The organism is Stenotrophomonas sp. STK16_22, assembly GCF_051984505.1.
Classification (GTDB): Bacteria; Pseudomonadota; Gammaproteobacteria; order Xanthomonadales; family Xanthomonadaceae; genus Stenotrophomonas; species Stenotrophomonas maltophilia_A.
Genome location: NZ_CP196972.1, coordinates 2,852,407 through 2,877,267, shown reverse-complemented (window position 1 = coordinate 2,877,267; position 24,861 = coordinate 2,852,407). Strand labels below are relative to the sequence as shown.

Genomic DNA, 24,861 nt, shown 5'->3' with positions numbered 1-24,861 from the left:
CCTACAGCATTCATTGGAGGAGGCTAGGTGAAAACAGGCGCTATTTACGTGAGTGTGTTCGGGCTCCTCTTGGGGAGTGTTGTGTCCACCACTGCACTTGCTCAGAAGGACGTTTCTGAAAGTGAGAAACTGAAGGGACTGGATGAGGAGACTGCGGTTGCAGTCAGCTCCCTCCTTTCCAGAGTCAAGTCTCTATCGGTTGATGAGGCAATCAGACGGATTCAGCTGGAGGCGGCAGTGGCGCCCAGCATCCAGGACATTCGTCGAGAGTATGCCGGGCGCTTGACGGAAATCAGCATTGAGCAGTCGCCTGACTTTCATGTTTCAGTGAAGCTCAAGGGAGATGGTGCTGTTGCAGGGCGGCAATGGACGACGGCGGCTGGTACAGCGCGTGTCGAGTTCTCCTCTGGGCACCTCTTCACGGAGGAGGAGTTCACCAAGCAACTGAAGGAAATTCGGCTGGCAGCACAGTCAGCTATCCCGGGTTTCGTTGGATTGACCGGATATGCGGGAGATAACGAGGCTGAGGTCAGAATACGTGGGGATGAACAGGACGCCCAGAAATATATGGGAATCCTGTCCAAGCTCGAACGTGCCTATCGCGTAAAGCTCCGTTTCAAGACATCGGACGTTCCTGAAAGCAATTCCATATATGCAATCGGCGGAGCCGTGCTGCAGTCAAACAATTCATACTGCACCACCGGATTTACGGTGAAGCACACGGCTACAGGTCTAAAGGGGATCATAACGGCGGCGCATTGCCCCGACGACGTCATTTATGGCAACTATGGGAGTAGCCAGAACGGGACCTTGGTTACGTTCCCCTTGATGTTCCAGGATCAAAGGAACGATGCGCAAACCGATGTGCAGTGGCATCGAATTCCATCTCCGCACATTCCTTTGCTGGAGACGTACGCGTCGTCAACCGTGTCCACGCGATTTATTGCGAACGTTTACAATGTGCCAGCGAAAGACGGTACCATCTGCTTCCGCGGTTCGCGTAGCGGATACAGCTGTGGAATAGTCACGTCGGTTAAGCATAGTCCTGGAAACATTTGTGGGCCCACCGAGTCTATGCAATGCGATGAGGTCTGGTTCAAGGTAGAGGGAAGTTCGCTCGCCTGTGGTGGTGGCGACAGCGGTGCTGCAATGTTCTTCCAGGACACCGGTTATGGCATTGTCAAATCTGCGCGCTCGGACACGCCGCTACCGGGCGAGTGCAAGTCGCTCACCGGAATGCCGTTCAGTCGCGTCAGGGCTTGGGGGTTCCAGCCCAACTAGAGACTGACCTCAACAAGCTTCTCTGAATGGTTGAGCCGTGTGTTGAGCTCCATACGGTATGTGCAGCTGGCGACGTTGCTGGTATCAGCGACGTCGGCTACATGGCCAGCGTTCTCTCCGCCAGAATCATGAAATGGCCCCTGGGAACAGGGGCCTTTTTTCTGCCTCCGCAGCTGCTGTGCAGCCATCGAACCATCAGGCCAGCTTGCACGGCTTGGTATGGGCGCATATGGGTTCAGCTGAACGCGCTTACCCGCGACGCCCACCCTTCGGCTTGTTGTGGCACAACGGGTAACTGGAGCACGACCGGAACGCCCCATGCGGCCCATTGCGGTCCACAAACACGCCCACCTTGCACACCGGGCAGCGCTCTTCGTGGATGGTCGCGCCTGAAATCGCGGTCACTTCCACTGCCCCGTCCTTCACCAGCTCATCCAGGAACGGCGAACGCTTCCCCTGCAGGGTGAACATCGCGACCGACCGTCGCGCCCGCGTCAGCGCGACATAGAACAACCGCCGTTCTTCGCTCAGTGGGTAGGTATCCCCACCCGGCATTGCCAGGGAAAGCACCGGGTCATCCGCGCGCAGGCTCGGGAAGCTGCGGTTGATCATGCCCGGCAGGATCACGTAGTCCGCTTCGCGCCCCTTCGATCGATGTGCGGTCAGGAATTCGACCTCCATCGTGCTGCCGAAGGCTGTCTTCCAATCCGAAGGCATCGCGCTGCGATCGGCGCGATAGCGCCCCAGGATGAAGACCGTCACGCGTCCGTTGCGCCCTTGCGGCACCGCCCCGGACAACAACTGCTGATGCAGCTTGGCGAGGTACTGGCGAACGCCATCCTGCACCTCCTCACGCCGATTCATCTGGAACGCCTGCAGCACCGGGCCCATGGCCGTTGCAGCTGAGCGAACTGCTTTGGCGATCTGCGCGGGGTTGCGGCTGATGAAGCGGCTGGACACATCGCAGAGCGCCTGTGGGCAGCGGAACGTCTGTTCCAGTTTCAGCACCTGGCCATGGCCCATCCACTCGCGGAATCCGGTCATCACCGAAACGTCGGCCCCGGCGAAGCGGTTGATCGATTGCCAGTCATCGCCCACCGCAAACAGATGGCGGCCCGGTTGGCTGACCAGCGCACGGCAGAGGCGTGCGCGGGCGCGCGAAGCGTCCTGGAATTCATCGGCCATCACCAGCTCGTAAGGCGATTCGTAGCGGCCCTGTTCCAGCAGCCCGGCCGCCATGTTGAGCATGTCCTCGAAGTCGATGCCGCGCTCGTCAGCCAGTGCGTTGTCCCAGGCCTGGAAAACCGGCCCTGCGATTTCCAGGAAGCGACGGTGTCGCTCCTTGAACTGATCCTCGGGCATCTGCCGCAGGCGTGCGGCCATATCGTCCAGCGTCAGGCAGTTGCTCTTGGCGTGGGCAATGAAGGTGCGCATCAAGCCGATCAGGTCCGCATCGGGCATCGGTCTGGCGCCCTGATCGGGCAGCTCGCGGTCCGGGTTCGGGTCGAGCTCGATGTCACACTCGCCAAGCTTCTCTGCGAGATCCAGCAGGGCATGCCCGCTGCGCAGGCCAAAGGATGTCGTCTCGACAAGGGCCGTGCCGCGTGCCACATGCTGCTGGCGCTTCCAGTGCATCTCTTCGCTGTAGTTGGCAAAGTGCTTCGGCGGCTGGCCATCGGCATCCAGCGCAAAGTGCTCGTGATACAGCCCAGCGTCCGGATAGTAGAAGTCCGGGCGATACTGGCGATGGGTGTCTGTCGCGGTATCGAACTCGTAGCGTCGCTCGTAGTCGTACGTCACGCCGTTGTAGAAGAGCCAGTCGGCGATCACGCACTCTTCCAGGCTCTTCACCCGTTCCCCCTGCAGGGTACGGATGTAGGGCGTGCCATCGCGGTCGTAGCCGTCGGCCTCCATTTCCGCGCCGAATGGCGGCAGGTCGCGCCCGAATACCAGGCGGAACATATCCCACTGGGTGCGGAAGTGGGTCGAGCGATCCTTCAGATCGTCTACCAGTTCGGCCAGCTTGTTGAAGCCCAGAGTGGCGTCAGTGGTCCATTCGGGGATGTCGGGCTTGCGTCCGGTGGCCTTGGCGACGATGGCCAGGCCGAGGGCGTGGAAGGTCCGGGCTTCAACCACGGTGTCGCCCATGCCGAGCCGGTCGAAGCATCGCTGCGCGCGCTCTTCAAGCTCCCTGGCGGCGTCCTTGTTGAAGGCGAGCATCACGATCCGTTCGGGTTCGACAAAGCCGCGATCAATGGCATAAGCGGCCTTGGCGACCATGGTGGAGGTCTTGCCAGAGCCAGCGGAGGCGACGACCTGCACGCGGTTGTCGAAACAGATGACGGCGCGGGCCTGTTCGTCGGTCAGCGGCTTGCTCTCGACCCGGTCCAGGAAGTCCTTGGCCAGTACCCGTTCGCGCGCTGCCATGGTTGCGTTGGCGTCGGCCCACGCCTCGGGCCAGTCCAGCTGCCAGTCGCCCAGGGCGTCCAGTGCTGCACGGTGGCTGGGCGAATGCAGGTCCTCGTGCACATCCTCATCCAGGAACAATTGTTCCAGCTCGCGCGGCGGGAGCGGCAGGGCGGGGCGACCGGCCAGCAGTGCCTGCTGTTGTTCGTGCGTGATCCAGCGGCGGCCGGTGCTGCCCCGGTCGATGAGGGCATCTGCTTCGGCCAGCCACGACTGGATCTGCTCCAGAATCGTGTCGAACAGTGCCTTGCGCCCGCGCGTGGTACCCGCAAAGCGCACCTGCTGCAGCGCTGCCGCAAGCCGGGAAGCCTGGCTGTTGGACAGTCCATCCATGGTCAGCACGCCGTCGCCCTGGGTCTGCAGGACGACCTTGGCCCAGAAGAGTCCAGGGATGACCTGCACGCGCTCGTCGTCAGCCACGTGTTGCCGGTACTGGCGACCTTCAATCAAAAGCTCAACATGTTCGCCGTCAAGTCGCAGCCACCAGTTCGGCGAGCGGGTCACACGTAGGCCCCAGCCCGAGGGGCGCCATTCCATAGACATCCAGATACTGCCTTGCGTACGTCAACTGGGCTTGCAGAGCCCTTACCCCTCCATGATAAGGGGCCTTGACCACGCGCGTGGCCTTTCGCTTCATGGTCGGCCGTGCGACCGGTTTCATTGACGTGGGCGAAGGCCGTTGCCAGCATGAAGCCTGTGGATGTGGACGCCGATCATGGAAATCGACTGGAACAGTGTGGGTACCTTGAAGCACACCGTCGGCGGCTACGATATCCGCACGGATGCACTGAAGATTCTGGTGACCGCTGCAATGCAGGGGCACGAAGGTGATGCCTCGCAGATGCGCATCGAAATGGAGGACGGCGTCGTGTTTCTGCCAGACGAGATCAGGCGCCTGGCACTGGCGCGGAGTCGCATCCGCTAGCCTCGCCGATCGGCACTGGACCTGGTTGCCCTGCGGCAGCTCCAGGTGCCAGCACCTGCCGGCACGGAATCACTCGTAGACGCGGTCCTGCCTTGTTGGAGGCACCTCAACCAGGTCTCCCCGCCGGATCAGCTCATCCAGATCCACTGCCGATGCCGCCAATGCCTCCTGCGCATCGAAATCCCATTTGTTCCTGTACTCACGCGCCAGGAGATCGCAGACCGCCTTGGCGCGTTGGTAGGCATCGCTCTTCGCGTCATCCTGCATCAGCTCATCGCGATGGATCTGGCAGAGCATCAGCTGATGTGCGTCTTCGCCGCGCTCGCGCTCCCAGGCAATGTCGGGCAGGCCGGAAAGAGCGGTCGCAAGTGCGAGTGCAGTCATTGACATGGCGGTGTCCACAGTCGGCGGAAACCTGAGCGTATGCGAGCAGCAGTGGCAAACGGCCACTGCCGCACGCATGGTTTCACGGCGTGTTCACCATTCGTTGCCGGATGGAATCCGCTGGGGAGGCTTCCTCAGGCATTCACATCCACCACTATCCGCCCACGCACCTTGCCGGGAATGATCTGCTCGTAAACCTCAAGCACGTCGGCAAGCCCAATCAGCTGCACCGTGCTTTCAAGCTTCTGCGGATCCAGGTCGGTGGCAAGCCGGTCCCACGCGCGCTGGCGGACGTCCTGCGGCGCATTCACCGAATCCACGCCCGCAAGGGTCACGTTGCGCAGGATGAAAGGCAGCACCGAGCCGTGCAGCGCGTCGCTCTGCGCCAGGCCGCACGCGGCCACGGCACCGCGGTACTTGGTCTCGGCGATGGCGTTGACGAGGGTAGGGCCGCCGGCCACATCCACCACGCCGGCCCAGCGTTCGGCGCTCACCGGCCGGTCGCGTGGTTCCGAAAGCTGCGCGCGGTCGATGATTTCGCTCGCACCCAGGTTGTGCAGATACTCAGCATGCTCCGGGCGCCCGGTGGCGGCCACCACGCGATAGCCCAGCTTTGAAAGGATCGCCACCGCAATCGAGCCGACACCGCCGTTGGCGCCGGTCACCAGCACATCGCCCTTGTCGGGCGTCACGCCGGCATGTTCCAGGGCCAGCACGCACAGCATGCCGGTATAGCCCGCGGTGCCGATGGCCATGGCGTCACGGGTGGTCAGGTTGCCGGGAATCCGGTTGAGCCATTCACTACGCACGCGCGCACGCTGTGCCAGGCCGCCGTGGTGACTCATGCTCAGGCCCCAGCCATTGAGCACAACGCGGTCGCCTGGCTTGAAGTCGGCCCTGCTGGATTCCAGCACTACGCCTGCCAGATCGATGCCGGGAATGAGCGGGAACGTCCGGATGACCGGGCTCTTGCCGGTGAGGGCAAGCGCATCCTTGTAGTTGAGCGTGGAGTACTCGACCTGCACCAGGACGTCACCGTCCATCAGGTCGGCCTCATCGAAATCGACCAGTTCGGTCGAAACCTGGTTGTTCGTCTTGCGGGCGAGCAGTGCTTTGAACGTCATGGAGGGGCTCACATTCAAGGAATGGGGCCATGCTAGGCTCGCACCGCTATTGCAGCAAGAACGATGATTTTCCGTAGGTACTATGGTTTTCCGGAGTATGCATGCGTAGCAAGCGTTGGGATGGCAAGAGCGGTTGCGCGGTGGAGGTCACGCTGTCGGTCATGGGTGGCGTGTGGAAGCCTGTCATCCTCTTTCACCTGATGACCGGCAAGCGTCGCTTCATGGAGCTGACGCGGCGGGTGCCCAATGCCACCCAGTCCATGCTGACCAGCCAGCTGCGGGAGCTGGAAGCTGATGGGGTGGTGATCCGCCATGTCTATGCAGAGGTGCCACCGAAGGTCGAGTACGAGCTGTCCGAATTCGGGCGCACGCTGGTGCCGGTGCTGCTGGCCATGCGCGAGTGGGGCGAAACCTATCGTGGCCATAGAAGCACGGACAGCGACAGCTGAGGTCTGAAGCGTAGCGCCGAGTGTGGTCGACATGGCCCGAGCACCCCGCAGCGTTTCGGAGGCCGTAGCAATCGCGGTAGTGCAGGAGGCAGCGCATGTGGGGCGCTGCCTCGCTTCGTGAAGGGCGGCGAGCAGGATATCGAAGTGCAGGCGCGCGAAAATAACGCGATGCGGATGGGATGAAATCACTCCGCCCACGCGTATGGAACCTCTTCAGTAGCACGGGGCAGCGCCTGGCAGCCAATGCCAGCCCCCGCAATGGGGGCCGGCACACATCACGGCAGTGCGTGACTTATGGGATGGTGCAGCCGCTGTTCCGCAGGCAGCGGGCAAAAGCCGGGTAGCACACCTTCTCGCCATTGCCCGCTGCGAGGCAGGCCTCGTAGGCGGTGTAGCACGGGGTACAGCGGGACTGCGCGGAGGCACTGCCGATTCCCAGGGTCAGTGCAGCAGCCGCAATAGCAACAGACAGCTTGAATCCAATCTTCATGCTTCACTCCGTTGATAGCCCTCCTTGGGCACCTCGGAGGCTAACGTGGGAAGAGGGTGTATTCAACCCGCACCGAGCCCGGATGGGTATCCATCTTCAGCGCCCCGCCCTGGATTTACTTTGTTGGTGCGTCTGCAGTCTGAGCGGCCACCATGGCCTGTTGCATTTCCTTCAGCGACAGATAGCCATCACCATCGGTGTCCAGGCCCGCGAAGTACTTCGCGATCTCCGGCACCACGTTGGCTTCCTCCTTGCTGATCCTGCCGTCTTTGTTCCTGTCCATCGCGGAAAACGCGGCGTCGATGGAATCGGCCTGCTTGCTGAAACGTTCCTGCTGAAATGTCGCGTACTCGGTCTTGTCGACGCGTCCGTCGTTGTTGGCATCCATGGCGGTGAATGTGGCGTCGATGTAGGCCTGCTTCGGGTCGGCCGGTGAGGCCTGGGCCAGCAACGGGGCAGTGCACAGGGCGATCAACAGAGTGATCCTGGTCATGGGTGATTCTCCTTGAGAATTGCAGATCAGCGGCAGGGATAGGCGTAGCCGTCGGCGCCGCGATAGGTGTCGTTGCGGCGGTCGTAGTTGCCGTAGCGGTTCATGCAGTAGTCGGCGCGCTCGCGGGTCTCGCGCTCGCGTTTGGCGGCAGCGGCAATCACGCCGGCCACCACCGCTGCACCTACCACGCCCACCACGACACCGGCGGTCTTGGCATCGTGCCGGCGCTCGCGTTCGCGCTCATGATTCCGCTCACGTTCGCGCCGTTCCCATGCATCGCGCTCCCGATCGCGGTAGTCCTGGTTCCACTGCGGGTTGTAGCGGTCGCCACGCTGCGCATGGGCGTCGCCGGCGTACGGCATCAACACCAGCTGCGCAGCGACCGCCAGAATCAGCGCGGTTCTTCCTGTCTTCAGAAACATCGTCCAGCTCCTGTGCGGACATCGTTGGTAGCCGTAGTACACCCTGCAGACATTGCGCGAACCTGCCGTCAGGGCGAGCAATTGCAGCGGCTATCGAACCAGCGCCTCCACAGGATCCAGCTGTGCGGCACGGCGTGCCGGCAGGAAGCCGAAACCAACGCCGATCAGGCTGGAACACACGAATGCAGCCAGAATCGAATTGACGGAGAACACCAGGCTGAAGCCCGCATCGGCCAGCTCCATGACCGCGCCCAGCGCCAGCGCCACGCCGATGCCGAGCACGCCACCGAGCAGGCAGACCAGCACCGATTCGATCAGGAACTGCTGCAGGATGTCGCTGCGTCGCGCGCCCACCGCCATGCGCACGCCGATCTCGCGGGTTCGCTCGGTCACCGAGACCAGCATGATGTTCATGACCCCGATTCCGCCCACCACCAGTGCGATGGCAGCGATGGAGCTGATCATCATGGTCAGGATGCCGGTGGTCTGTTCAATGGATCTACGGATCTGCGCGTTGTTGCTCATGTAGAAGTCGGTGCTGCCGTGGCGGCGAGTCAGCAGTCGCGCGATGGCCTGCTCAGCCGCTTCCATGCTGATCGCATCCGAGACGCGCACGGTGATGCTGGAGACGTGGCTCTGCCCCAGTACGCGCGCCATTGCGGTGGTGTAGGGCAGCCATACCCGCAGCAGCGATGCATCACCGGCCGCACCGGCGTCCTTCTTCACCACACCCACCACGCGCACCGGGACATTGCCCACCAGCAGGGTCTGCCCGATCGGATTGTCGGTCGCGGCGAAGAAGCGTGCGCGGGTATTGGCGTCGATCACCACCACCTGCTGGTAGCCGACCACGCCGGGTGGACCGAAGAAGGCGCCCTCGCCGAGCTTCAGGCCATGCACGCGGAAGTACTGCTCGCTGACGCCCTGCACCTGCACACTGGCAGAGCGATTGCCGCGCAGGGCGGTGCCGCTGGTGGCAACACCCGGGGTGGCGCTGTCCACGAATGGCTGCCGGGCCAGGGCCACGCTGTCGCCGGGAGTGAGTGTTTCCACCCGCGCCGAGTGCAGGTCGCCAAAACCGGAACCGGGATAGATCTCGATGGTGTTGGTACCCAACGAGGAGATGTTGGACAGGATGGCCTGCCGTGCACCGGTGCCCAGTGCTACCACCGCCACGACCGAAGCAATGCCGATGATGATTCCGAGCATGGTCAGGAAGGTGCGCATGCGGTGGGCGTTCATCGCGCGCAGTGCCATGCGGAAGGCTTCAGCGAACCGGTCCCGCCAGACCTGCCAGCCGCTGCTACCCACGGATTGGGGCGCGGCTGGCGTCGCCACGCCCGCTGCCAGAGCTGTACCGGTTGCACGATCATCCACGATCCGCCCATCGCGGATTTCGATGATGCGCTGCGCATGCTCGGCCACGGCCATGTCATGCGTGACCAGCACCACAGTATGGCCCTCGGCGTGCAGCTCGCCGAGGATCTTCATCACCTCTTTTCCGGAATGCGTATCCAGCGCACCCGTGGGTTCGTCGGCGAAGATCACCGCGCCACCATTCATCAGCGCACGCGCAATCGAAACGCGTTGCTGCTGGCCGCCCGAGAGCTCGCCAGGGAGATGCTGCATGCGCTCGCCCAGACCCAGCCGCGACAACAGCGTGGCTGCCCGTGCATGGCGTGCTTCGGCAGGCATGCCGGCGTAGATCGCAGGCACCTCCACATTGCTCAGTGCAGTCAGATCGGTCAGCAGGTGGTAGCGCTGGAAGATGAAGCCGAAGTGCTCGCGGCGTAGTTCGGCCAGTTCATCAGGCGACATCTGCGCGGTCTCGCGCCCGGCGATCTGATAGACGCCAGCGGAAGGGCGATCCAGGCAACCCAGGATGTTCATCAGCGTGGACTTGCCCGAACCGGATTGGCCTACGATGGCCACCAGTTCACCTGCGTGAATATCCAGGTCGATGCCGTCGAGTACCACCAGTGTCTGCTCGCCCGCGGCAAATTCACGGCGTACGCCGCGAACGCGCAGCAGTGGCTCGGTCATGGTCGTACTCATTTGGGCTGAGCGGGTGCGCTGGTGGCTTCGACGTTGGCCTGCGCCAGCACGACCTGTTCGCCTTCGTTCAGCCCGTGGCGTACTTCCACCTGGATCTGGTCATCCAGCCCGGTGGTGATGCGCCGCGTGCTGGCGCGGCCGTCGGCACCACGGACCTGCACGCTGTAGCTGCCATCGGCGGCGCGCGCACCCAATGCGGCCGAGGGAATGGTCAGTACGTCGTTGGCGCGGCCCAGCACGATGCGAACCTGCGCGGTCATGTAGCTGCGCAGGCGGCCATCGGCGTTGTCCACATCGAACTGGCCGTTGTAGTACATGGCCGTGCGGCTGCCACCCGACACCGCCGGTGCGGCGAGGCTGGAACTGTCTTCGTTGGTGATCGATTCCGGTGCTGGCGCTATATCCCGAAGCCTGCTGCTGTAGCGGCGGCCGGCATCACCAAGGATGGTGAAGAACGCCTCCTGCCCAACAGAGGTGTGTACGACGTCTGCCTCGGAGATCTCGGCGTACACCGTCATCACGTCCTGATTGCCCAGCATCACGATGGTCGGTGCGCTCTGCACCGCATTCACGGTCTGCCCCTGGCGCGCGACCACGGCCAGTACGGTGCCGTCGGTGGGGGCGGTGATGCGGGTGTACTCCAGATTGGTCTGCGCGACATCGACGTCGGTCTGTCGGCGCGCAACTTCACCGTCCAACGCGGCGATCTGTTCACGGGTGGCGTCGACCTTGGCCTGGGCTGCATCGAAGTCGGCGCGGGCCACCAGTTGCGCGGCAGCCAGTTGCTGCTGCCGATGCAGTGTCAATTCGAACTGGCGCAGGTCGGTGGCCAGTGCATCGCGGTTGGCGCGCGCGGTGCGCTGTGCGGCCTGCGCGCTCAGCAATGCATTGTGCTGAGTACGCGAATCGATATCGGCGATGGGATCGCCGGCTTTCACTTTGTCGCCCAGTTTCACATGCAGGGTGTCGATGCGGCCGGAGACCTGCGCACCCACGCTGACCAGACGCGAGGGCTTCAGCGTGCCAGTGGCTTCCACCACCTGTTCGATGTTGCCGCGAACGACCGGCGCAACCTGCAGGTTCGGAGGTGGTGCGGGCCGCAACCATGCGAACAGAATCAGTGCGCTGAACAGCAGGGCGGCAGCAATCATGAGCGCCCGGCGGCGCTTGCGTGGTGCGGCGCTCATCGGCGCAGCATCCAGTAGAGACAGGTCATCGCGGGTCCTCGCGGCAGTAGAGACACACGTCTGGCGTGGCAGACGGGGTTGGCCGTCGAGTCTCGATGCGCTGGGTTGCGTGAACCTTGCGGGGCTGTCGCTGTGTCAGCGTGCGGCAGGAAGGGCGAGCAATGCTACGGCGATGAACTGCAGGGCGCTACCGAGAACCAGCAGTGCATTGCGCAGCCGGTGACCTGCCAATCGCGCAGCGAAGAGTTGACTCACCGCGCCGGCCAACAACCAGAAGAATGCTGGAACAGGCAGCTTCGTCATCCCTGCACCGATGCTGATCAGCAGCGCGCTGGCAATCATTATCCCAGCGGCATGACCATCCAGGACGCGCAGCAGTGGTGGCATCGGGCGGGAGGTTGCCGCGTGCCATGCCGCCAACCCATGCAGCGCAGCATGCACGGCAACGAACAGGAGCACAGCAGCGGCCGCCGCAGCGCTCGCGTGCCTGTACGTTGAAGCCACCAGTGCAATGCCGGGCAGCAGTAGGAACAGGGCGCCGAACAGCCGCATCAATACACCTGCGCGCTCGGTTTCGGGAACTGCCCGCAGCCAATGCGGCCAATGTTCCAGGCCGAGCGCGCGGCCAGTGCGCGGGTGGCGATTCCATGCGGCAGCGGTAAGGCCCGGCGAATTCCGCGGTGGCACAGTGCGCGTGGAAGAGGACGGTGGCGGAGCTCCCTGGGTCACATGCAGGCTTCCTGTCAGATCGGAACGCGGTGGCACGGCAGGTGCCACACCCCGATGCTGTGCAGCGAACATTGCCGCAACCTTGCCTGTCCTCGCTACCGGCATCGCATGGACAGGTGCCAGTTACACAGGTGCACGCGGTGTGTTCAGTGCTCCAGCGGTGACGCGCTGGTTACGCCCGGGTGCAGTGGAAACTCAACACGGATCAATGCACCACCGCCAGGCGCATCCAGAATCGTGACGTGGCCGCCGTGGCGGTCGATCACCTGGCGCACCAGGTTCAACCCCAGTCCTGCGCCTGTCTGCCGTGGCCGCAGCCGCTGGAAGGGTTCGAAAACCCGTTCGCGCTGGTCGACCGGTATGCCGGGGCCGTCGTCCTCGACCTCCAGGCAGCTGCCCTGAACGCGCACGATGATCTGGCGTCCGCCATGTTCGGCAGCATTCAGCACCAGGTTGGAGATTACCCGCTCCACTGCGCCGGTCTCGCCGAACACCGGGAAGTGCGATTCCACCGCCACGGCTACGGTCTTGTCCGACTGGATCAACAGCGGCGCCAGATCGGCGGCCACCCGTTTGGCCACCCGCGCCAGGTTGATGGTTTCCTTCGGCCCGTCTTCGTCCATGCGGTGCAGATCCAGCAACTGCTCTGCCAGCGTCGCCAACCGTGCCACTTCCACGGCCAGGTTGCGCGAGGTGGCGTCGTCGGCCGCATCGACCTTCACCCTCAGAATCGCAATGGGGGTGCGCAGCTCATGCGCGGCGGCGGCGATGAAGCGGCGTTGCCGCTCGTGCCCCTCGTCCAGCCGCTCCAGTGCTTCATTCACCGCCGTCACCAACGGAGCGATCTCCACCGGCACCGCGGTTTCTGTCAGGCGGACACCGCGGCGGCTGGCGGAGATGTTGCGGGCTTCCTGGGCGATGCGCTCCACCCCGGCCAAAGCTCGTCTTACGATGATCGGTGTCAGGACGATGGTGGCCAGGCCCAGCAGCAGGAAGATCGGCAGGGTGATGATGTGTGCCGCCAACGCCATCTGCCAGGTCAGCGTATCGGTTTCGCCGTGGGCCATGATGGTCAGCTTGCCGGCCGGCCCGCTGTGCTGGCGGACCACGACGGCCAGGCCATCGCTGCGGTCGCGCCCGCGCAGGTCGCCAAAGGGGATGCCATCCAGTGCGCCAACCAGCGAGGCATAGGCCGGCGGCACAGGCCCGAACGTAACGTGGTGGCCGTGCTCATCCTCGGCGATGAACCATGCACCGGGAACAACCTTCAGCAGTTCGGCCAGTTCCGGCGTGTTCTGCACGTAGAGGTCGCCATTGCGGTCGCGGTGCACCGCGTCGGCCGCCACCGGCGCGAAGGTCTGGATGGTGTAGTAGCCACCGCTGTCGGCACGTATCAGCACCATCAGCAGTGCGAAGAACGCCACCAGCAACGCCAGCAGCTGATAGATCAGCGTTTTGACGATCAACGGGCGCTTCAGCGAGGGACGACGTGCCATTACTTGGCTTCCCGCATCAGATAGCCGACGCCGCGGATGGCGTGTATCTCTACTCCTGCATCGGCATCGGCCAGCTTGCGGCGAAGGCGAGAGACGTGCGAGTCGAGCGTGTTGGAATGGATGCCGTCATCGAATCCATACACCGCCATTTCAATCGACTCGCGCAGCACGGTGCGCCCCAGCCGCCGGGCCAACGCGGTCAGCACACGGATCTCGCGGCGCGGCAGCTCAAGCCGTTGCCCGCCCACACTGGCTTCACCCGATGCCGGGTCGAACACCAACCGGCCGATGCTGACCAGTTCCACCTGCATGCCGCTCGGCCGGCGCCCTGCAGCGCGGATGCGGGCGAACAGTTCCTCAAGTGCGAAGGGCTTGGTCAGATAGTCGTCCGCGCCCTCATCCAGGCCGGCGATGCGGTCCGGCAGCTGCCCCAGCGCGCTCAGCACGATGATCGGCACCCCTGGGTTGCGCTCACGCAGCAGGGAAATCAATCCCAGCCCGTCACCGTCGGGCAGGGTGCGGTCCAGCAGCACCAGATCGTGCGATCCGCACAGGGCCGCTTCGCGGGCCAGTGCCAGCGTGTTGGCCAGGTCCACCACGTAGCGCTCGCGCTGCAGGGCGGATTTCAGGGTGGCGGCCAGTTCGGCCTCGTCTTCGATCAGCAGGATGTGCATCGGCAGGGCTTGGGCAGGAAGGGCGTGGCAGGGCGGTTCGGCACGCGCCGGCACCGTATTACAGGAACATTGCGTGAACATGGCGTGCCTTCCCGATCTTCCGCACGGCTGTGGTGACGCAGGAAACACGCTGTCGGCGCAAGGTTCGCGCAATCCAGGCACTCCAGCCTTGGCGCCCACTCGCTGCCCCCCAATCCCTGGAGTACCCATGAAGTTGTTCGTTCCGTTGTTGCTCGTGGCCGCGTTGAGTGGCTGTACCACCGCGAAGATGACCGTAACCCCTGATGGCCGGCGCGGCGTCTCCATCGACTGCAGCGGCTCCAGTTCCTGGAGTGGCTGCTACGAAAAGGCCGGACAGATGTGCCCAGGCGGCTATGTAGTCTTCAGCAAGGATGGCGACGACGGCAACGCCATCGCGGTGGGCAACAAGAATGGCTTCACTTCCACCCAGATGGCCACCCGCTCGATGCTGGTGGCCTGCTCGCACTGACACCCACAGGGGAGGTGGGTTGCCACCTCCCCGTCATCACCGCCCCCAGCCCTGCGTCAGAAGCTGTAAGCGGCCTGCACGTACACCCGCCGCGGCTCACCCGGGAAGTGCCCGTTGCGCGCGATGAAACCGCTGGCTGCATATACCTTGTCGAACAGGTTCTTGACGTTGGCCTGGAACTGCCACTGCTTCCATGTGGTCTTCCAGCTCATGTCGAACACGGTGTAAGCCTTGACCGTCTGCCCGTCCAGACTGACGCGCTCACCCACATGGTCAGCACCAAAGCCGATGGCCGAATTGATCGACGGCAGGTCGTAGCGCGTCCACAGACCCAGCTTGTTGCGCGGCGCATTGGCGAATCGGTCGCCGGAAGCGTTGGTGATGCCGTTCGGGCCTGCGTCCTTCACCCGCGCATCGTTGTAGGCGTAGGTCAGATTCAGCACCCAGCGCTCGCTGAGGTCGGCCAGCAGGTCCAGCTCCATGCCGGTACTGCGTACCAGGCCCAGCGCGGCCAATTGGTTCACGCCACCGATCACTTCGCCGGTGGCCTGCACGATATTGCTGCGGTCGATCCGGTAGGCGGCAATGTTCAAGGTCACACGGTCGGCCAGCAGGGACTTCATGCCCACTTCCCACTGCTTGCTGCGCTCGGCATCGAACGGTCCGCCAGCGGCCGGATTCTGATTGGCGGCACTCTGCGGCACGAAACCACTGGCCACGTTGGCGTAGACATTCAGGCCCTCGCGCACGGTGAACGTGCTGCCCAGCCGCCAGCTGAGGTGGTTGCCGTCCACACTGCTGCCGGCAATGCGGTCGTCGTCCTTGAAGCCATCCCAGCGCAGCCCGGCCAGCACATGCCAGCGTGTGCCCAGTGCCAGCTCGTCCTGCAGATAGCCGCCATAGCGCATGCTGCGGGTGGACGTGCTGCGCCAGGGCAGGGCCGCCAGGTTGTAGTCGTGCCAGGTACTGGCGCCGTACACGGGATTGAACAGGTCGATACCGCGCACCGGCCCCGCACCACGGGCAAGGTCGGCGCTGTTGGCGGTCTGTGCAGTGAAATCCGCATCCAGCTGGTACACATCGGCACCGAACAACACCTTGTGCTCAACCGCGCCGGTCGTCACCCGCCAGACTGCATTGCCGTTGGCAGTGAATGCTTCGTTGTCGCGGATCTGGTTGCGCAGCTGGCGGGTCATCCACTCGGCCACGCCATCGCGGTTACGATCGATCAGGCCCATCGGCTCGTGGTACATCTGGTGCTCGTTGTTGCTGAACCAGCGAGCGGCGAAGTCCACATCCAGATTGTCACGTGGTGCGAAGCGGTACTGCGCCAGCGCCACTTTGGCGCGCATGTCGAGGAAGTCGCTGGCCTCGTTGTGGTTCCAGCGTCGGTCGGTCAGGAAGGTGCCCGCATCATTCACCGGCACGCCGCGCAGGCGGTTGCCGCCGAGGTTCTGGGTGATGTCGGTGAACTGCAGCACCAGTTCGCCGGTCTGGCCGATGTCGAAGGCCAGCGAGGCGTCGCCGATCACGCTTTCGCTGTCGGTGTTCCAGCGCACGCCCTTTTCACTGTCGGCATACAGCCCGGCGCGATAGCGCACGCTGCCGGAGGCATTCAACGGCCCGGTACCCTCGATCGATCCGGCACGAAAGTTCTTGTCGCCCAGCTGGATCTCGATGTTGCGTCCGGCACTGGCTTTCGGTTTGCGGGTTACATAGTTGATGACGCCGCCTGCATCACCACCGCCATACAGCGCGCCTGCCGGTCCCTTCAGCACTTCCACGCGCTCGATGTTGAACAACTGCGGGACCGAGAAACCTGCATACGGGTCGCCGCGCAGGCCGTCATACAGCACGTTCTCCTGGCGGAAGCCGCGCAGGGTCACCCCGGCATAGCTGAAGTAGCTGATGCCGCTGATGCTGCGATAGAGGTCGGTCACCTGACGCGCGGCCTGATCGTCGATCAGTTCACGCGGGATGACCTGGATCGATTGTGGGACCAGCTCCAGCGGTGTATCCGTGCGGGTGCCGACCGCAGCATCGTCCACCCGGTACAGGGTCTGTGCACGTCCGCGAACTTCGACCTTGTCCAGGTCCTTTGGCGCGGCAGTGGAGGGCTCGACAGCATGGGCAAGGGTTGCCAGGGGCAGGATCAGTGCCAGGCACAAGGCGCGTTGCAGGGGCATTGGAAAAGGCATCGGGAGAGGGGGGTGTGTCTGCAAATGAGAAAGATTAGCATTTGCAACACTTCGTGACCTATCCCCCGAATGCGTTATGGACGCGCGCCGGGGTCCGTGTACGGGGTGCCCGCCAAGGCCACCAGTACCCCGGTGGCGCCGCGCACGATCAGCTGCAGCATGGCCTCACGCGGGTCCTCGCCCTGCAGTTGGCTTGCCAATCCCTTCTCATAGGCCGCCACCATCGACGCCAGCAGCATGGCCGCGCCCAATCGCGCTTCGGCGTCATGTTCTGGCCGGCCGGCAGCGCCGGCCATCAATCGCGCCAGGTCGTCAGTCAACTGCGCCTGGAGCCGTCGCGCGTGCGCGACCAGTACCGGGCTCTCCGCCACGGTGCCCCAGAAGGCGGCAGCGCCGGCATTGATGCGCAGCAGCGGATGGCCAGCCTCCAGCAACTCGCGCACCAGTGACTGGAAGGCCGCCAACGGGGTCATGCCGCTGCGCGCCATCATGCCCTCGCGCAGCAGCATGCGCGCCTCCTCATCGCGATCGAACACCAGGTCTTCCTTGCTGGCGAAGTAGTTGAAGACCGTCTTGCGTGAGACGCCCGCGGCTTCGGCGATTTCGGACATGGAGACGGCCTCGAAGCCACGCCGGATGATCAGCTCGGTGGCGACGTCCGAAATCGCTTGTCGGGTCTCGGCCTTGCGTTGTTCGCGACGACCTGGAGGCGGGGTCATGGGCGGTTCACTTGTGGAAACGTACACCGAGTGTAACATTTGACCCGCCAGAGCGCCGACCCGGTGCTCACAAGGATTTCCCATGCTGTACGACGTCGTCATTGCCGGTGCCGGCCCGGTCGGCCTGTTCCTGTCCAGTGAACTGGCCCAGGCCGGGTGTTCAGTGCTGGTGCTGGAACAGGCCAGGTCCGCCGGCTCGCCGTTGAAGCGCTTGCCATTCGGGCTGCGCGGCTTGAACGCCCCTACGCTGGAGGCATTGGATCGGCGCGGCCTGTTGGACGCGGTCGCCGCGACACAGGTGCTCAAGCCCGAGAAGGGGGCGCCGCCGCCCGGCACCGCCCATTGGCTCGCGCAGCCGCGGGCGCTGGGCGGCCACTTCGCCGGAATACCGTTTGTCTTGGACGACGTCGACCGCACGCGCTGGACCTGGCGCCTGCCGTCGCCGGTGGGCACCCAGATGGCGGTGGAGCTGCAGGCCCTGGAAACGGTGTTGGCCGAACGTGCGACCACGCTGGGCGTGCGCATCGAACGCGGGCGTGCGGTACAGGCGGTGCGCGCCGGTGCCACCGAAGTGGAGATCGAGACCGCTGACGGGGCGGTACGTGGTCGCTGGCTGGTAGGTTGCGATGGAGGCCGCAGCACAGTGCGCAAGCAATGCGGTTTCAGTTTCATCGGCACGGATCCCGAATTCACCGGCCATTCGCTGCAGGTCGATCTGGAAGATCCCGGCGTGCTGACCCCGGGCCGTCAGTACACCGCGCAGGGCATGTGCAATTTCAATCCACCCGGTGTGCTCGCGCTTGCCGATTTCGATGGCGGTGCCGGGCATCGAAAACCTCTCGCGCTGGACGAAGCGCAATCGCTGCTGCGACGAGTGTCTGCCCGCGACGTGACCATCACCGCGCTGCATCTGCACAGCACCTGGACCGATGGTGCGCGGCAGGCCAGCGCCTATCGCAACGGCCGCGTGCTGCTGGCAGGCGACGCTGCGCACGTGCATTCCCCGTTGGGAGGGCAGGGCCTGAATCTGGGCATCGGCGATGCGATGAACCTGGGCTGGAAACTGGCCAGCGTGATACGCGGTGACGCTGACGTGGCGCTGCTGGACAGCTATCACGCGGAACGGCATCCAATTGGCGCCAACGTACTGGACTGGTCGCGCGCGCAGGTTGCGCTGATGCGTCCTGGAGCCGGTTCGCGCGCGTTGGCGGCGGTCATGGCCGATCTGGCCGGCACCCGCGATGGCGCCACCTATCTGGCCGAACGGGTCTGGGGCGTGTCGCAACAGCTCGATCTGGGCGATGGCCATCCATTGGCCGGTCGCAGCGTGCCGGACTTCCTGCTGGCCGATGGCCGCCGCATGGGAGAGGTGCTGAGGACGGGGCAGGGGGTGTTGCTTGTGCTCGATGAGAACGGCGCTTCGTACAACCCCGTCGACCGTTGGCGGCAGCCGTTCACCCGCATTGCCTCGGCGGTGGACGATGCGCTCGGCCTGGGGGCGGTACTGGTGAGGCCCGATGGAATTGTCGCGTGGGCCTGCGATGCGGGAGGTGATCAGGCAGGGTTGCGCCAAGCGTTGCAGCGCGGGTTCGGACTGCCGGAGGCTGACTGACGTACAGGGCGGAGGCGCAGCCGATGTGGGCTGCGCCGGGTGCGGTTACAGATCCTTCTTCTTGCCGCTCAGGTCGATCGGCCTGTCACTGCCCTTGCGCTCGCTCGACCACACTTCCATGCTCTTGTTGCAGCGGCTCTCGCGGGCAGCCACTTCGGGTGGCAGGTCCTTCAGATGCGGCGACTCCTGGCAGGCCTGGTGCATGTTGCTGTCGTCGTACGTGGCACAGGCGCTGAGCGTGGCCAGGGCAATGGCGGTGAGGGAGGCGCGAAGCAGGGGCTGCAGGGTCATGGGGAGGTCTCGGGTGGTGCCGGGCTGGCCATGGAATTCAAATCCGTGACCCCGGGCACGAGCAATCCGTCCAACCGCACTTGTTATTCTGTAACAGATGCGCGATAGTCCGGCGCCTGCTGCTGTCAGGCGACGCAGATCATCAGGATCATGCTCAGCGCCAGCATCAGCACGAATACGCGCCGGCTCAGCGCAAGGCAGGCCAGGCAGGCGGCCAGTGCCCAGGCAGCCAGCAGCGCGCAGGCCAGCAGCCACAGCCCGATCACGATCAAGGATCCGGTCGCCAGCGCCGACAACGCGATGGCCTTGTATAGAGCCACGCCCAACACGCTGCCGAGCACGCCCGCCTGCAGGGCGATGGCATCGTGATGTGCGGGGGCAGGCGCGTGGAGCATGGTGGCTGGATGGTTCCAAGCGTGAGCGGCGCGCGTACTGTGCCCGAATACACATCCACGCCATGTGTACTTCGCCGACGGCGTGATCAGTGACGGCGGCGCGACAGCAATAGCCCAATGCCCACCACGGGCACGATCCCAAGCATCGGTGCTTTGTACAACGGCCAGCCATGCAGTACGCCCGTGATCACCAGTGCCGCCGTCGCCAGCAACAGGCCCGCACCCCAAACGCGTGCGGGCCAGGCACCGAAGAAGTGGCGACGTTGCGGAGCCGCGGCAGCGTTGGCGGGCCGATCTGCGAGCGCCTCTGCCAGTGCGTCCCGGAAGGTTGGGAAATCATGCATCGATGCCCGCGTGCGCTGCAGCAGCACGCTCGGTCCATCGATCAGGATCAGATCGACATGATCGTCCAGGTTGTAGGACCGGATCTGCTTGAACGGGAGAGGAGGACGGTGCTGGAATACCAGACGATCCTGTTCCAGTACCACCCGGTCCCGTTGTGGGGAATAGACAACGAAGCCGAGAATCAGCGGCGACAGCGTGAAAATCGCTGCCGCGCCCAGTGCCGGAAGCGGCCCAAGTTCGGGTGCGACGGCAAACAGGAGTATTGCCAGTGGTCCGGCTCCGGCGGCAACGATGGCGTACTGGTGATAGCGCCTGAAGATGCGTACTTCGCTGCCGATTTTCCGCGGCCGGGCGGGGAGACGGGAGCGGGCGGTGGATGACTTCATGGACTGCGTTCGATCACGGCATTCTGGCAAGAAAGCGTGGCGTCGCGTTGCAATGAAGTCCATACAACTATTTCGAATCCACCCTTGCTGGACCCCTGTGTGAGTCCCTGTGCGCCTTCGCCCACGCATCTGCTCAGTCGAACTCGCCCTCGGCCGATTCCAGCCGTTGCCGGTACGCCGCCCGATGCTGGTACAGGCGCTGGCACTCGGCGGACCGGTGGATCCGGCTGGCCGGTTCGTTGGCCACGGCGTCGCACATCCTTGCGATATGGTTGTTGGACGCCAGTTCGGTCACGAAGAACACGGCGGTGATGCCGGTACCCAGCAGTACGACATAGAGCAGGCGGCTGAGCCAGCGCGTGCGCTTGCGCTCGAAGTGCTGCTGGAGGGTCAGGTCGAAGCGGATGATGCTGAGCACGATCCAGATGATCGCGACCAGGAAGCAGATGGTAGGCAGCAGGCCTCGCCAGAGTCCTGCTTCGTACACCGACTCGCTGTAGTGAACTGCTGCCCCGGCACCTGCGATGGCGATCGCCAGCGCCCAGTTACGGCCCAGCGAGAGCAGGTCATCGAGCAGCTTCTCGCGGTTCCTGGTCGATCCTGCTGCCACGTGGGCTCCATCTCCATGCTGCGACCGGCGGCGGAACTGCCGCCGATCCTGCAGATGGTGGAGCATCGCTGCGGCGATGAGAAGACCGCGCGGCTCAATGTGCGATGGCGCGGGCGCTGATCCAGCGCCGGTAGCGGCGGGTCCGACACTTTGCGGCCGCCTGTGCCAGCAGCAGTGCCCACGCCGGTGAAACCGTGGGTGCGGTGGGGCGGCGCCGGCTCAACCGGCCCAGCTGATACTTCACTGCCGCCATGTGCGCGCTGGCCGCCAGCGGCTTGCTGCGCCAGTTGATGTTGCGCAGCGTCGGCACCGGGTCGCGGCCCTGCTGCCGGTGCTGTGGCAGATCCGGCTCGATCGCCAGTGCGGTGGCGATGCCGACCATGGCCACGCCGCTGGCCAGCACCTGTTCTGCCACTTCGCGGCGGCGGATGCCACCGGTGACCATCAACGGCATCGTTGCCACCGTGGCGATCTCGCGTGCGAATTCGAGGAAGTACGCTTCGCGGGCCACGCTGCGATCGTCGCGTGCGGCGCCGGTCATGGCCGGTGCTTCATAGCTGCCGCCGGACAGTTCGACCAGATCCACGCCGAGGGGGGCCAGCATCTCCACCACGGCGCGTGCATCCTCGGGCGAGAAACCGCCGCGCTGGAAATCGGCGGAGTTGAGCTTCACCGCCACTGCGAAGGCGGGCGCCACCGCCGCGCGCACACCCTGCACGATCTCCAGCAGCAGGCGCGCACGGTTTTCCAGGCTGCCGCCCCACTGGTCCTCCCGCCGGTTCGACAGCGGTGACAGGAACTGGCTGAGCAGGTAGCCGTGCGCGGCATGGATCTCCACGCCACTGAAACCGGCGCGCTCGGCCAGTTCGGCACTGCGGATGAAGCGCGCGATCACCGAGTCGATGTCGTCCTCGGTCATCGCCTTCGGCGGTGCGAACTGCTTGGACAGCGCGCCCATCTGCAATGCAACGGCCGACGGCGCGAGCGCGGGTTGACCGAGTGCGGCCGGCATCTGCCGCCCGGGGTGATTGATCTGCATCCACATCTGCGCGCCCCGCGAGCGGGCAGTGTCCGCCCAGGCGGTGAAGCGGTCGAGGTGGCGATCATCCTCCAGTACCACGCCGCCGGGCCCAGTCATGGCGCGCCCATCGACCATCACGTTGCCGGTGATGATCAGTCCGGCGCCGCCGTCGGCCCAGCGCTGGTACAACTGCAGCAGCGCTTCGGAGGGAGCGTGGTCGGCGTCGGCCATGTTTTCTTCCATCGCCGCCTTGGCGATGCGGTTGCGGATGACGGCACCGGAGGGCAGTGCCAGGGGCGAGAACAGCGACATCGGACAGCTCCAGGACAGGGGAATGGGGCTACGCTAACCTTCAAGTTTGATTGAAGGTCAACAGGCTTCCATGTCGAGGATTCAGGCAGATGAAGATCGGTGAGCTGGCCCGCCGCACGGGCCTGGCAGCGTCGCGCATCCGCTTCTACGAAGAGGCCGGGTTGCTCGTGGTCCAGCGCCAGGCCAACAGCTACCGCGATTATCCGGAGCAGGCGGTGCTGCTGCTGGAACTGATCACCGGTGCGCAGCGCGCCGGTTTCAGCCTGGAAGAGATCCGCGCGCTGTTGCCGCCGGACATGGGCCAGTGGCAGCACGAGGCACTGATCACGATGCTGCAGCAGAAGGTGGCCGACATCGAAGCGCTGCAGTTGCGGCTGGCAGAGAGCCGTGCGCACCTGCTGGCCCTGATCGAAGATATCCAGGCGCGGCCGGAGGGCATTGATTGTGCGGCCAACTCGCAGCGGGTGCTGGACCGGGTGAAGCGTGGTGAGCTGGCGCGGCCGACCCTGGCGGCCGGCGATACCGCGTTGCTGCGGCCGGATCGCCGCCGCCGCACGGGCAGCGACTGACGATCCGGCGCGATGTTCAGAGGCTGCCGACGACGGCGCTCTTGCGCTTCTTGTCCAGCATCACCGCCACGCACCACAGCAGCAGGCCGCCGATGGCGGTGGCCGCACCGACGTAGCCGGTGCTGGCCGGGCTGAAGCCGGCGCTGATCGCCATGCCACCCAGCCACGGGCCGAGCGCGTTGGCGGTATTGAAGGCGGCATGGTTGGAGGCGGCGGCCAGGGTCTGGGCTTCGCCGGCCACGTCCATCAGGCGGGTCTGCAGCACCGCAGCCAGCGCACCCATGGTGCCGACGGTGATGATCATCGGGCCGATGGTCCACACTGACTGTGCGGCCAGCGGATACAGCAGCAGCATCACGATCGACCACAGCAGCACCACCGCGGCGGCCTTGAAGTGGAACTTGTCCACCAGCCAGCCACCAGCGATGTTGCCGATGATCGCGCCGATGCCGAACACGCCCACGGCCAGCGGCATCCACGATTCGGCCACGCCGGTGACCTGCACCAGGGTCGGCGCCAGGTAGGTGAACACGCAGAACATGCCGGCGAAACCGACCGCGCCGATCGCCAGTGCCAGCCACACCTGGGTGGTGTTGAAGGCACGCAGTTCGCGCATCGGCGAGGTGCGCACCTCGTCCGGATCGGGCAGCAGGAAGCGCGCGATCATTGCCACGGTGGCGATGGCCAGCACGCTGACCAGGGCAAAGGCGGTGCGCCAGCTCAACTGCTGGCCCAGCCAGGTGGTCAGCGGATTGCCGACCAGGATCGCGATCGACAGGCCCAGCAGTACGCGCGACATCGCCTGGCCGCGCTGGCCGGCCGGGCTGATTGCCGCCGCCACCAGCATCGCCACCCCGAAGTAGGCGCCATGCGGCAGGCCGGCAACGAAACGTGCGATCAGCATCGTGCCGTAGTTCGGTGCCAGTGCGCTGGCCAGGTTGCCGACAGCATAGAAGCCCATCAGCGCCAGCAGCAGCTTGCGGCGCGGGAAGCTGGCGCCGACGAAGGCGAGAATCGGCGCACCGACGACCACGCCGATGGCATAGGCGCTGATCAGGTGGCCGACCTGGGTTTCGGAGATCGACAGGCCACGGCTGATCTCCAGCATCAGGCCCATGCTGGCGAACTCGCTGGTACCGATGGCGAAGCCGCCCAGGGACAGGGCAAGGATGATCAGGGTGCGCTGACGGGGCGTCAGCCGCGCAGCCAGGGAAGAGTTGGGGCTCATGCGGGGCCGATGGGGGCGGGGAGCCGTGCATTGTACTGCTGCACCGCAACAGCAGCAGCCATGCTGAGGGTAAATCAGCGTTTGATCCGTGGGGTTGCGGCAACCCGGGCACGGGCTCGGTACGAAAGCAGGTTCGGCGCATTGTTGTCGGCGTCCTGCATGTAATGACGACATGGACGTCGGCATGATGCGAAACACAGGGGCTGCGGAGTGCTGGAACAAGGAGGATGTCGATGCAGGAATTCAGGCATGTGCTGGAGACGCGCGGCCGCTATCAGCTGGTAGCGGTGTCCTACGCGCCGGTGTACGCTCCGGGCGATGTGGTCGGCCATGCGGTCGTCGCCGACGATGGGGATCGTCTGACCGACCTGATGTCGCTGGCCGAAGCGCGCCAACGCCTGCAGGCACTGGTGCGTGAAGAGGGCGAAGAGCCCGGGCTGGAGAACGAAAACCACCTGCGGAAGAAGGCGTCGCGCTGGCGCCGCCGCTAGGCCGTCGCGCCCTTGTGCG

At 64.6% G+C, this 24,861-nt stretch carries 26 protein-coding genes; 7 read left to right on the top strand and 19 right to left on the bottom strand.

Annotated features, from left to right (window positions below):
• The first annotated feature begins 27 nt into the window (after positions 1-27).
• Complete coding sequence (locus tag ACSYAO_RS13405) at positions 28-1,281, top strand: hypothetical protein (protein ID WP_049463015.1); 1,254 nt, start codon at positions 28-30, stop codon at positions 1,279-1,281.
• Positions 1,282-1,530: 249 nt separating this feature from the next.
• Here ACSYAO_RS13405 and ACSYAO_RS13400 read toward each other — a convergent pair whose 3' ends face one another.
• Positions 1,531-4,284: a UvrD-helicase domain-containing protein gene (locus ACSYAO_RS13400; RefSeq protein WP_049463016.1), complete on the bottom strand. Its 2,754-nt coding sequence runs from the start codon at positions 4,282-4,284 to the stop codon at positions 1,531-1,533.
• A 163-nt stretch (positions 4,285-4,447) separates the two neighbouring features.
• Here ACSYAO_RS13400 and ACSYAO_RS13395 point away from each other — a divergent pair, with 163 nt between their 5' ends.
• The gene (locus tag ACSYAO_RS13395; protein ID WP_049463017.1) at positions 4,448-4,672 is read left to right on the top strand and encodes a hypothetical protein; all 225 of its coding nucleotides are present in this window, start codon (positions 4,448-4,450) and stop codon (positions 4,670-4,672) included.
• Positions 4,673-4,741: 69 nt separating this feature from the next.
• Here the strand turns inward: ACSYAO_RS13395 and ACSYAO_RS13390 are convergent, their stop codons facing one another.
• Both ACSYAO_RS13390 and acuI read right to left on the bottom strand, forming a co-directional pair.
• Entirely contained in the window at positions 4,742-5,062 is a 321-nt protein-coding gene (locus tag ACSYAO_RS13390) for a hypothetical protein (protein WP_049463018.1), read from the bottom strand.
• 128 nt (positions 5,063-5,190) lie between these two features.
• Complete coding sequence (gene acuI, locus ACSYAO_RS13385; protein ID WP_049463019.1) at positions 5,191-6,180, bottom strand: acrylyl-CoA reductase (NADPH); 990 nt, start codon at positions 6,178-6,180, stop codon at positions 5,191-5,193.
• 101 nt (positions 6,181-6,281) lie between these two features.
• Here acuI and ACSYAO_RS13380 point away from each other — a divergent pair, with 101 nt between their 5' ends.
• Positions 6,282-6,629: a winged helix-turn-helix transcriptional regulator gene (locus tag ACSYAO_RS13380; protein WP_107431662.1), complete on the top strand. Its 348-nt coding sequence runs from the start codon at positions 6,282-6,284 to the stop codon at positions 6,627-6,629.
• 292 nt (positions 6,630-6,921) lie between these two features.
• Here the strand turns inward: ACSYAO_RS13380 and ACSYAO_RS13375 are convergent, their stop codons facing one another.
• The 8 genes from ACSYAO_RS13375 to ACSYAO_RS13340 all read right to left on the bottom strand — a co-directional run bounded on the left by ACSYAO_RS13375 (position 6,922) and on the right by ACSYAO_RS13340 (position 14,175).
• Positions 6,922-7,119, bottom strand: coding sequence for a hypothetical protein (locus ACSYAO_RS13375; protein WP_032128612.1), 198 nt, complete (start codon positions 7,117-7,119; stop codon positions 6,922-6,924).
• Between the two features lie 115 nt (positions 7,120-7,234).
• A complete protein-coding gene (locus ACSYAO_RS13370) occupies positions 7,235-7,612 on the bottom strand; it encodes an EF-hand domain-containing protein (protein ID WP_049463021.1) in 378 nt (125 codons plus the stop codon).
• Positions 7,613-7,638: 26 nt separating this feature from the next.
• Complete coding sequence (locus ACSYAO_RS13365) at positions 7,639-8,034, bottom strand: hypothetical protein (RefSeq protein ID WP_049463022.1); 396 nt, start codon at positions 8,032-8,034, stop codon at positions 7,639-7,641.
• Positions 8,035-8,124: 90 nt separating this feature from the next.
• Positions 8,125-10,089, bottom strand: a complete 1,965-nt coding sequence (locus tag ACSYAO_RS13360) for a MacB family efflux pump subunit (protein WP_049463023.1) — start codon at positions 10,087-10,089, stop codon at positions 8,125-8,127.
• A complete protein-coding gene (locus ACSYAO_RS13355; protein ID WP_049463024.1) occupies positions 10,086-11,276 on the bottom strand; it encodes an efflux RND transporter periplasmic adaptor subunit in 1,191 nt (396 codons plus the stop codon). The genes ACSYAO_RS13360 and ACSYAO_RS13355 overlap by 4 nt, the downstream gene beginning before the upstream one ends.
• A 135-nt stretch (positions 11,277-11,411) precedes the next feature.
• Positions 11,412-11,828, bottom strand: a complete 417-nt coding sequence (locus tag ACSYAO_RS13350; protein ID WP_049463025.1) for a hypothetical protein — start codon at positions 11,826-11,828, stop codon at positions 11,412-11,414.
• A gap of 323 nt (positions 11,829-12,151) precedes the next feature.
• Positions 12,152-13,501, bottom strand: coding sequence for a sensor histidine kinase (locus tag ACSYAO_RS13345; RefSeq protein WP_049463026.1), 1,350 nt, complete (start codon positions 13,499-13,501; stop codon positions 12,152-12,154).
• Positions 13,501-14,175 (bottom strand): response regulator transcription factor, encoded by a 675-nt coding sequence (locus ACSYAO_RS13340; protein WP_032128606.1) that lies wholly within the window; start codon positions 14,173-14,175, stop codon positions 13,501-13,503. The genes ACSYAO_RS13345 and ACSYAO_RS13340 overlap by 1 nt, the downstream gene beginning before the upstream one ends.
• 208 nt (positions 14,176-14,383) lie before the next feature.
• On the opposite strand from ACSYAO_RS13340, the gene ACSYAO_RS13335 reads away from it, so the two are divergent.
• Positions 14,384-14,665: a hypothetical protein gene (locus ACSYAO_RS13335; protein WP_012511452.1), complete on the top strand. Its 282-nt coding sequence runs from the start codon at positions 14,384-14,386 to the stop codon at positions 14,663-14,665.
• A gap of 56 nt (positions 14,666-14,721) precedes the next feature.
• Here ACSYAO_RS13335 and ACSYAO_RS13330 read toward each other — a convergent pair whose 3' ends face one another.
• Entirely contained in the window at positions 14,722-16,863 is a 2,142-nt protein-coding gene (locus ACSYAO_RS13330; protein ID WP_149908570.1) for a TonB-dependent siderophore receptor, read from the bottom strand.
• Positions 16,864-16,937: 74 nt separating this feature from the next.
• Positions 16,938-17,582, bottom strand: coding sequence for a TetR/AcrR family transcriptional regulator (locus ACSYAO_RS13325; protein ID WP_049463028.1), 645 nt, complete (start codon positions 17,580-17,582; stop codon positions 16,938-16,940).
• 82 nt (positions 17,583-17,664) lie between these two features.
• On the opposite strand from ACSYAO_RS13325, the gene ACSYAO_RS13320 reads away from it, so the two are divergent.
• On the top strand, positions 17,665-19,194 hold the full coding sequence (locus ACSYAO_RS13320; RefSeq protein WP_049463029.1) for an FAD-dependent monooxygenase: 1,530 nt from the start codon (positions 17,665-17,667) through the stop codon (positions 19,192-19,194).
• 45 nt (positions 19,195-19,239) lie between these two features.
• Here the strand turns inward: ACSYAO_RS13320 and ACSYAO_RS13315 are convergent, their stop codons facing one another.
• The 5 genes from ACSYAO_RS13315 to ACSYAO_RS13295 all read right to left on the bottom strand — a co-directional run bounded on the left by ACSYAO_RS13315 (position 19,240) and on the right by ACSYAO_RS13295 (position 22,554).
• Entirely contained in the window at positions 19,240-19,485 is a 246-nt protein-coding gene (locus ACSYAO_RS13315; protein WP_044570470.1) for a hypothetical protein, read from the bottom strand.
• A gap of 125 nt (positions 19,486-19,610) precedes the next feature.
• The gene (locus tag ACSYAO_RS13310; RefSeq protein WP_005410135.1) at positions 19,611-19,880 is read right to left on the bottom strand and encodes a hypothetical protein; all 270 of its coding nucleotides are present in this window, start codon (positions 19,878-19,880) and stop codon (positions 19,611-19,613) included.
• An 86-nt stretch (positions 19,881-19,966) separates the two neighbouring features.
• Positions 19,967-20,611, bottom strand: a complete 645-nt coding sequence (locus tag ACSYAO_RS13305; RefSeq protein ID WP_149908569.1) for a hypothetical protein — start codon at positions 20,609-20,611, stop codon at positions 19,967-19,969.
• A 133-nt stretch (positions 20,612-20,744) separates the two neighbouring features.
• The gene (locus ACSYAO_RS13300) at positions 20,745-21,221 is read right to left on the bottom strand and encodes a hypothetical protein (RefSeq protein WP_005413845.1); all 477 of its coding nucleotides are present in this window, start codon (positions 21,219-21,221) and stop codon (positions 20,745-20,747) included.
• Between the two features lie 94 nt (positions 21,222-21,315).
• On the bottom strand, positions 21,316-22,554 hold the full coding sequence (locus ACSYAO_RS13295) for an NADH:flavin oxidoreductase/NADH oxidase family protein (protein ID WP_149908568.1): 1,239 nt from the start codon (positions 22,552-22,554) through the stop codon (positions 21,316-21,318).
• Between the two features lie 89 nt (positions 22,555-22,643).
• On the opposite strand from ACSYAO_RS13295, the gene ACSYAO_RS13290 reads away from it, so the two are divergent.
• Positions 22,644-23,123 carry a MerR family transcriptional regulator gene (locus tag ACSYAO_RS13290; protein ID WP_149908567.1) on the top strand — a complete coding sequence of 160 codons (480 nt, stop codon included), beginning with the start codon at positions 22,644-22,646 and terminating at the stop codon, positions 23,121-23,123.
• A 16-nt stretch (positions 23,124-23,139) separates the two neighbouring features.
• Here ACSYAO_RS13290 and ACSYAO_RS13285 read toward each other — a convergent pair whose 3' ends face one another.
• Positions 23,140-24,351, bottom strand: a complete 1,212-nt coding sequence (locus ACSYAO_RS13285) for an MFS transporter (protein ID WP_049463032.1) — start codon at positions 24,349-24,351, stop codon at positions 23,140-23,142.
• A gap of 233 nt (positions 24,352-24,584) precedes the next feature.
• Between ACSYAO_RS13285 and ACSYAO_RS13280 the strand changes: the two genes are divergently transcribed.
• Complete coding sequence (locus tag ACSYAO_RS13280) at positions 24,585-24,842, top strand: hypothetical protein (protein WP_006374755.1); 258 nt, start codon at positions 24,585-24,587, stop codon at positions 24,840-24,842.
• Positions 24,843-24,861 lie beyond the last annotated feature (19 nt).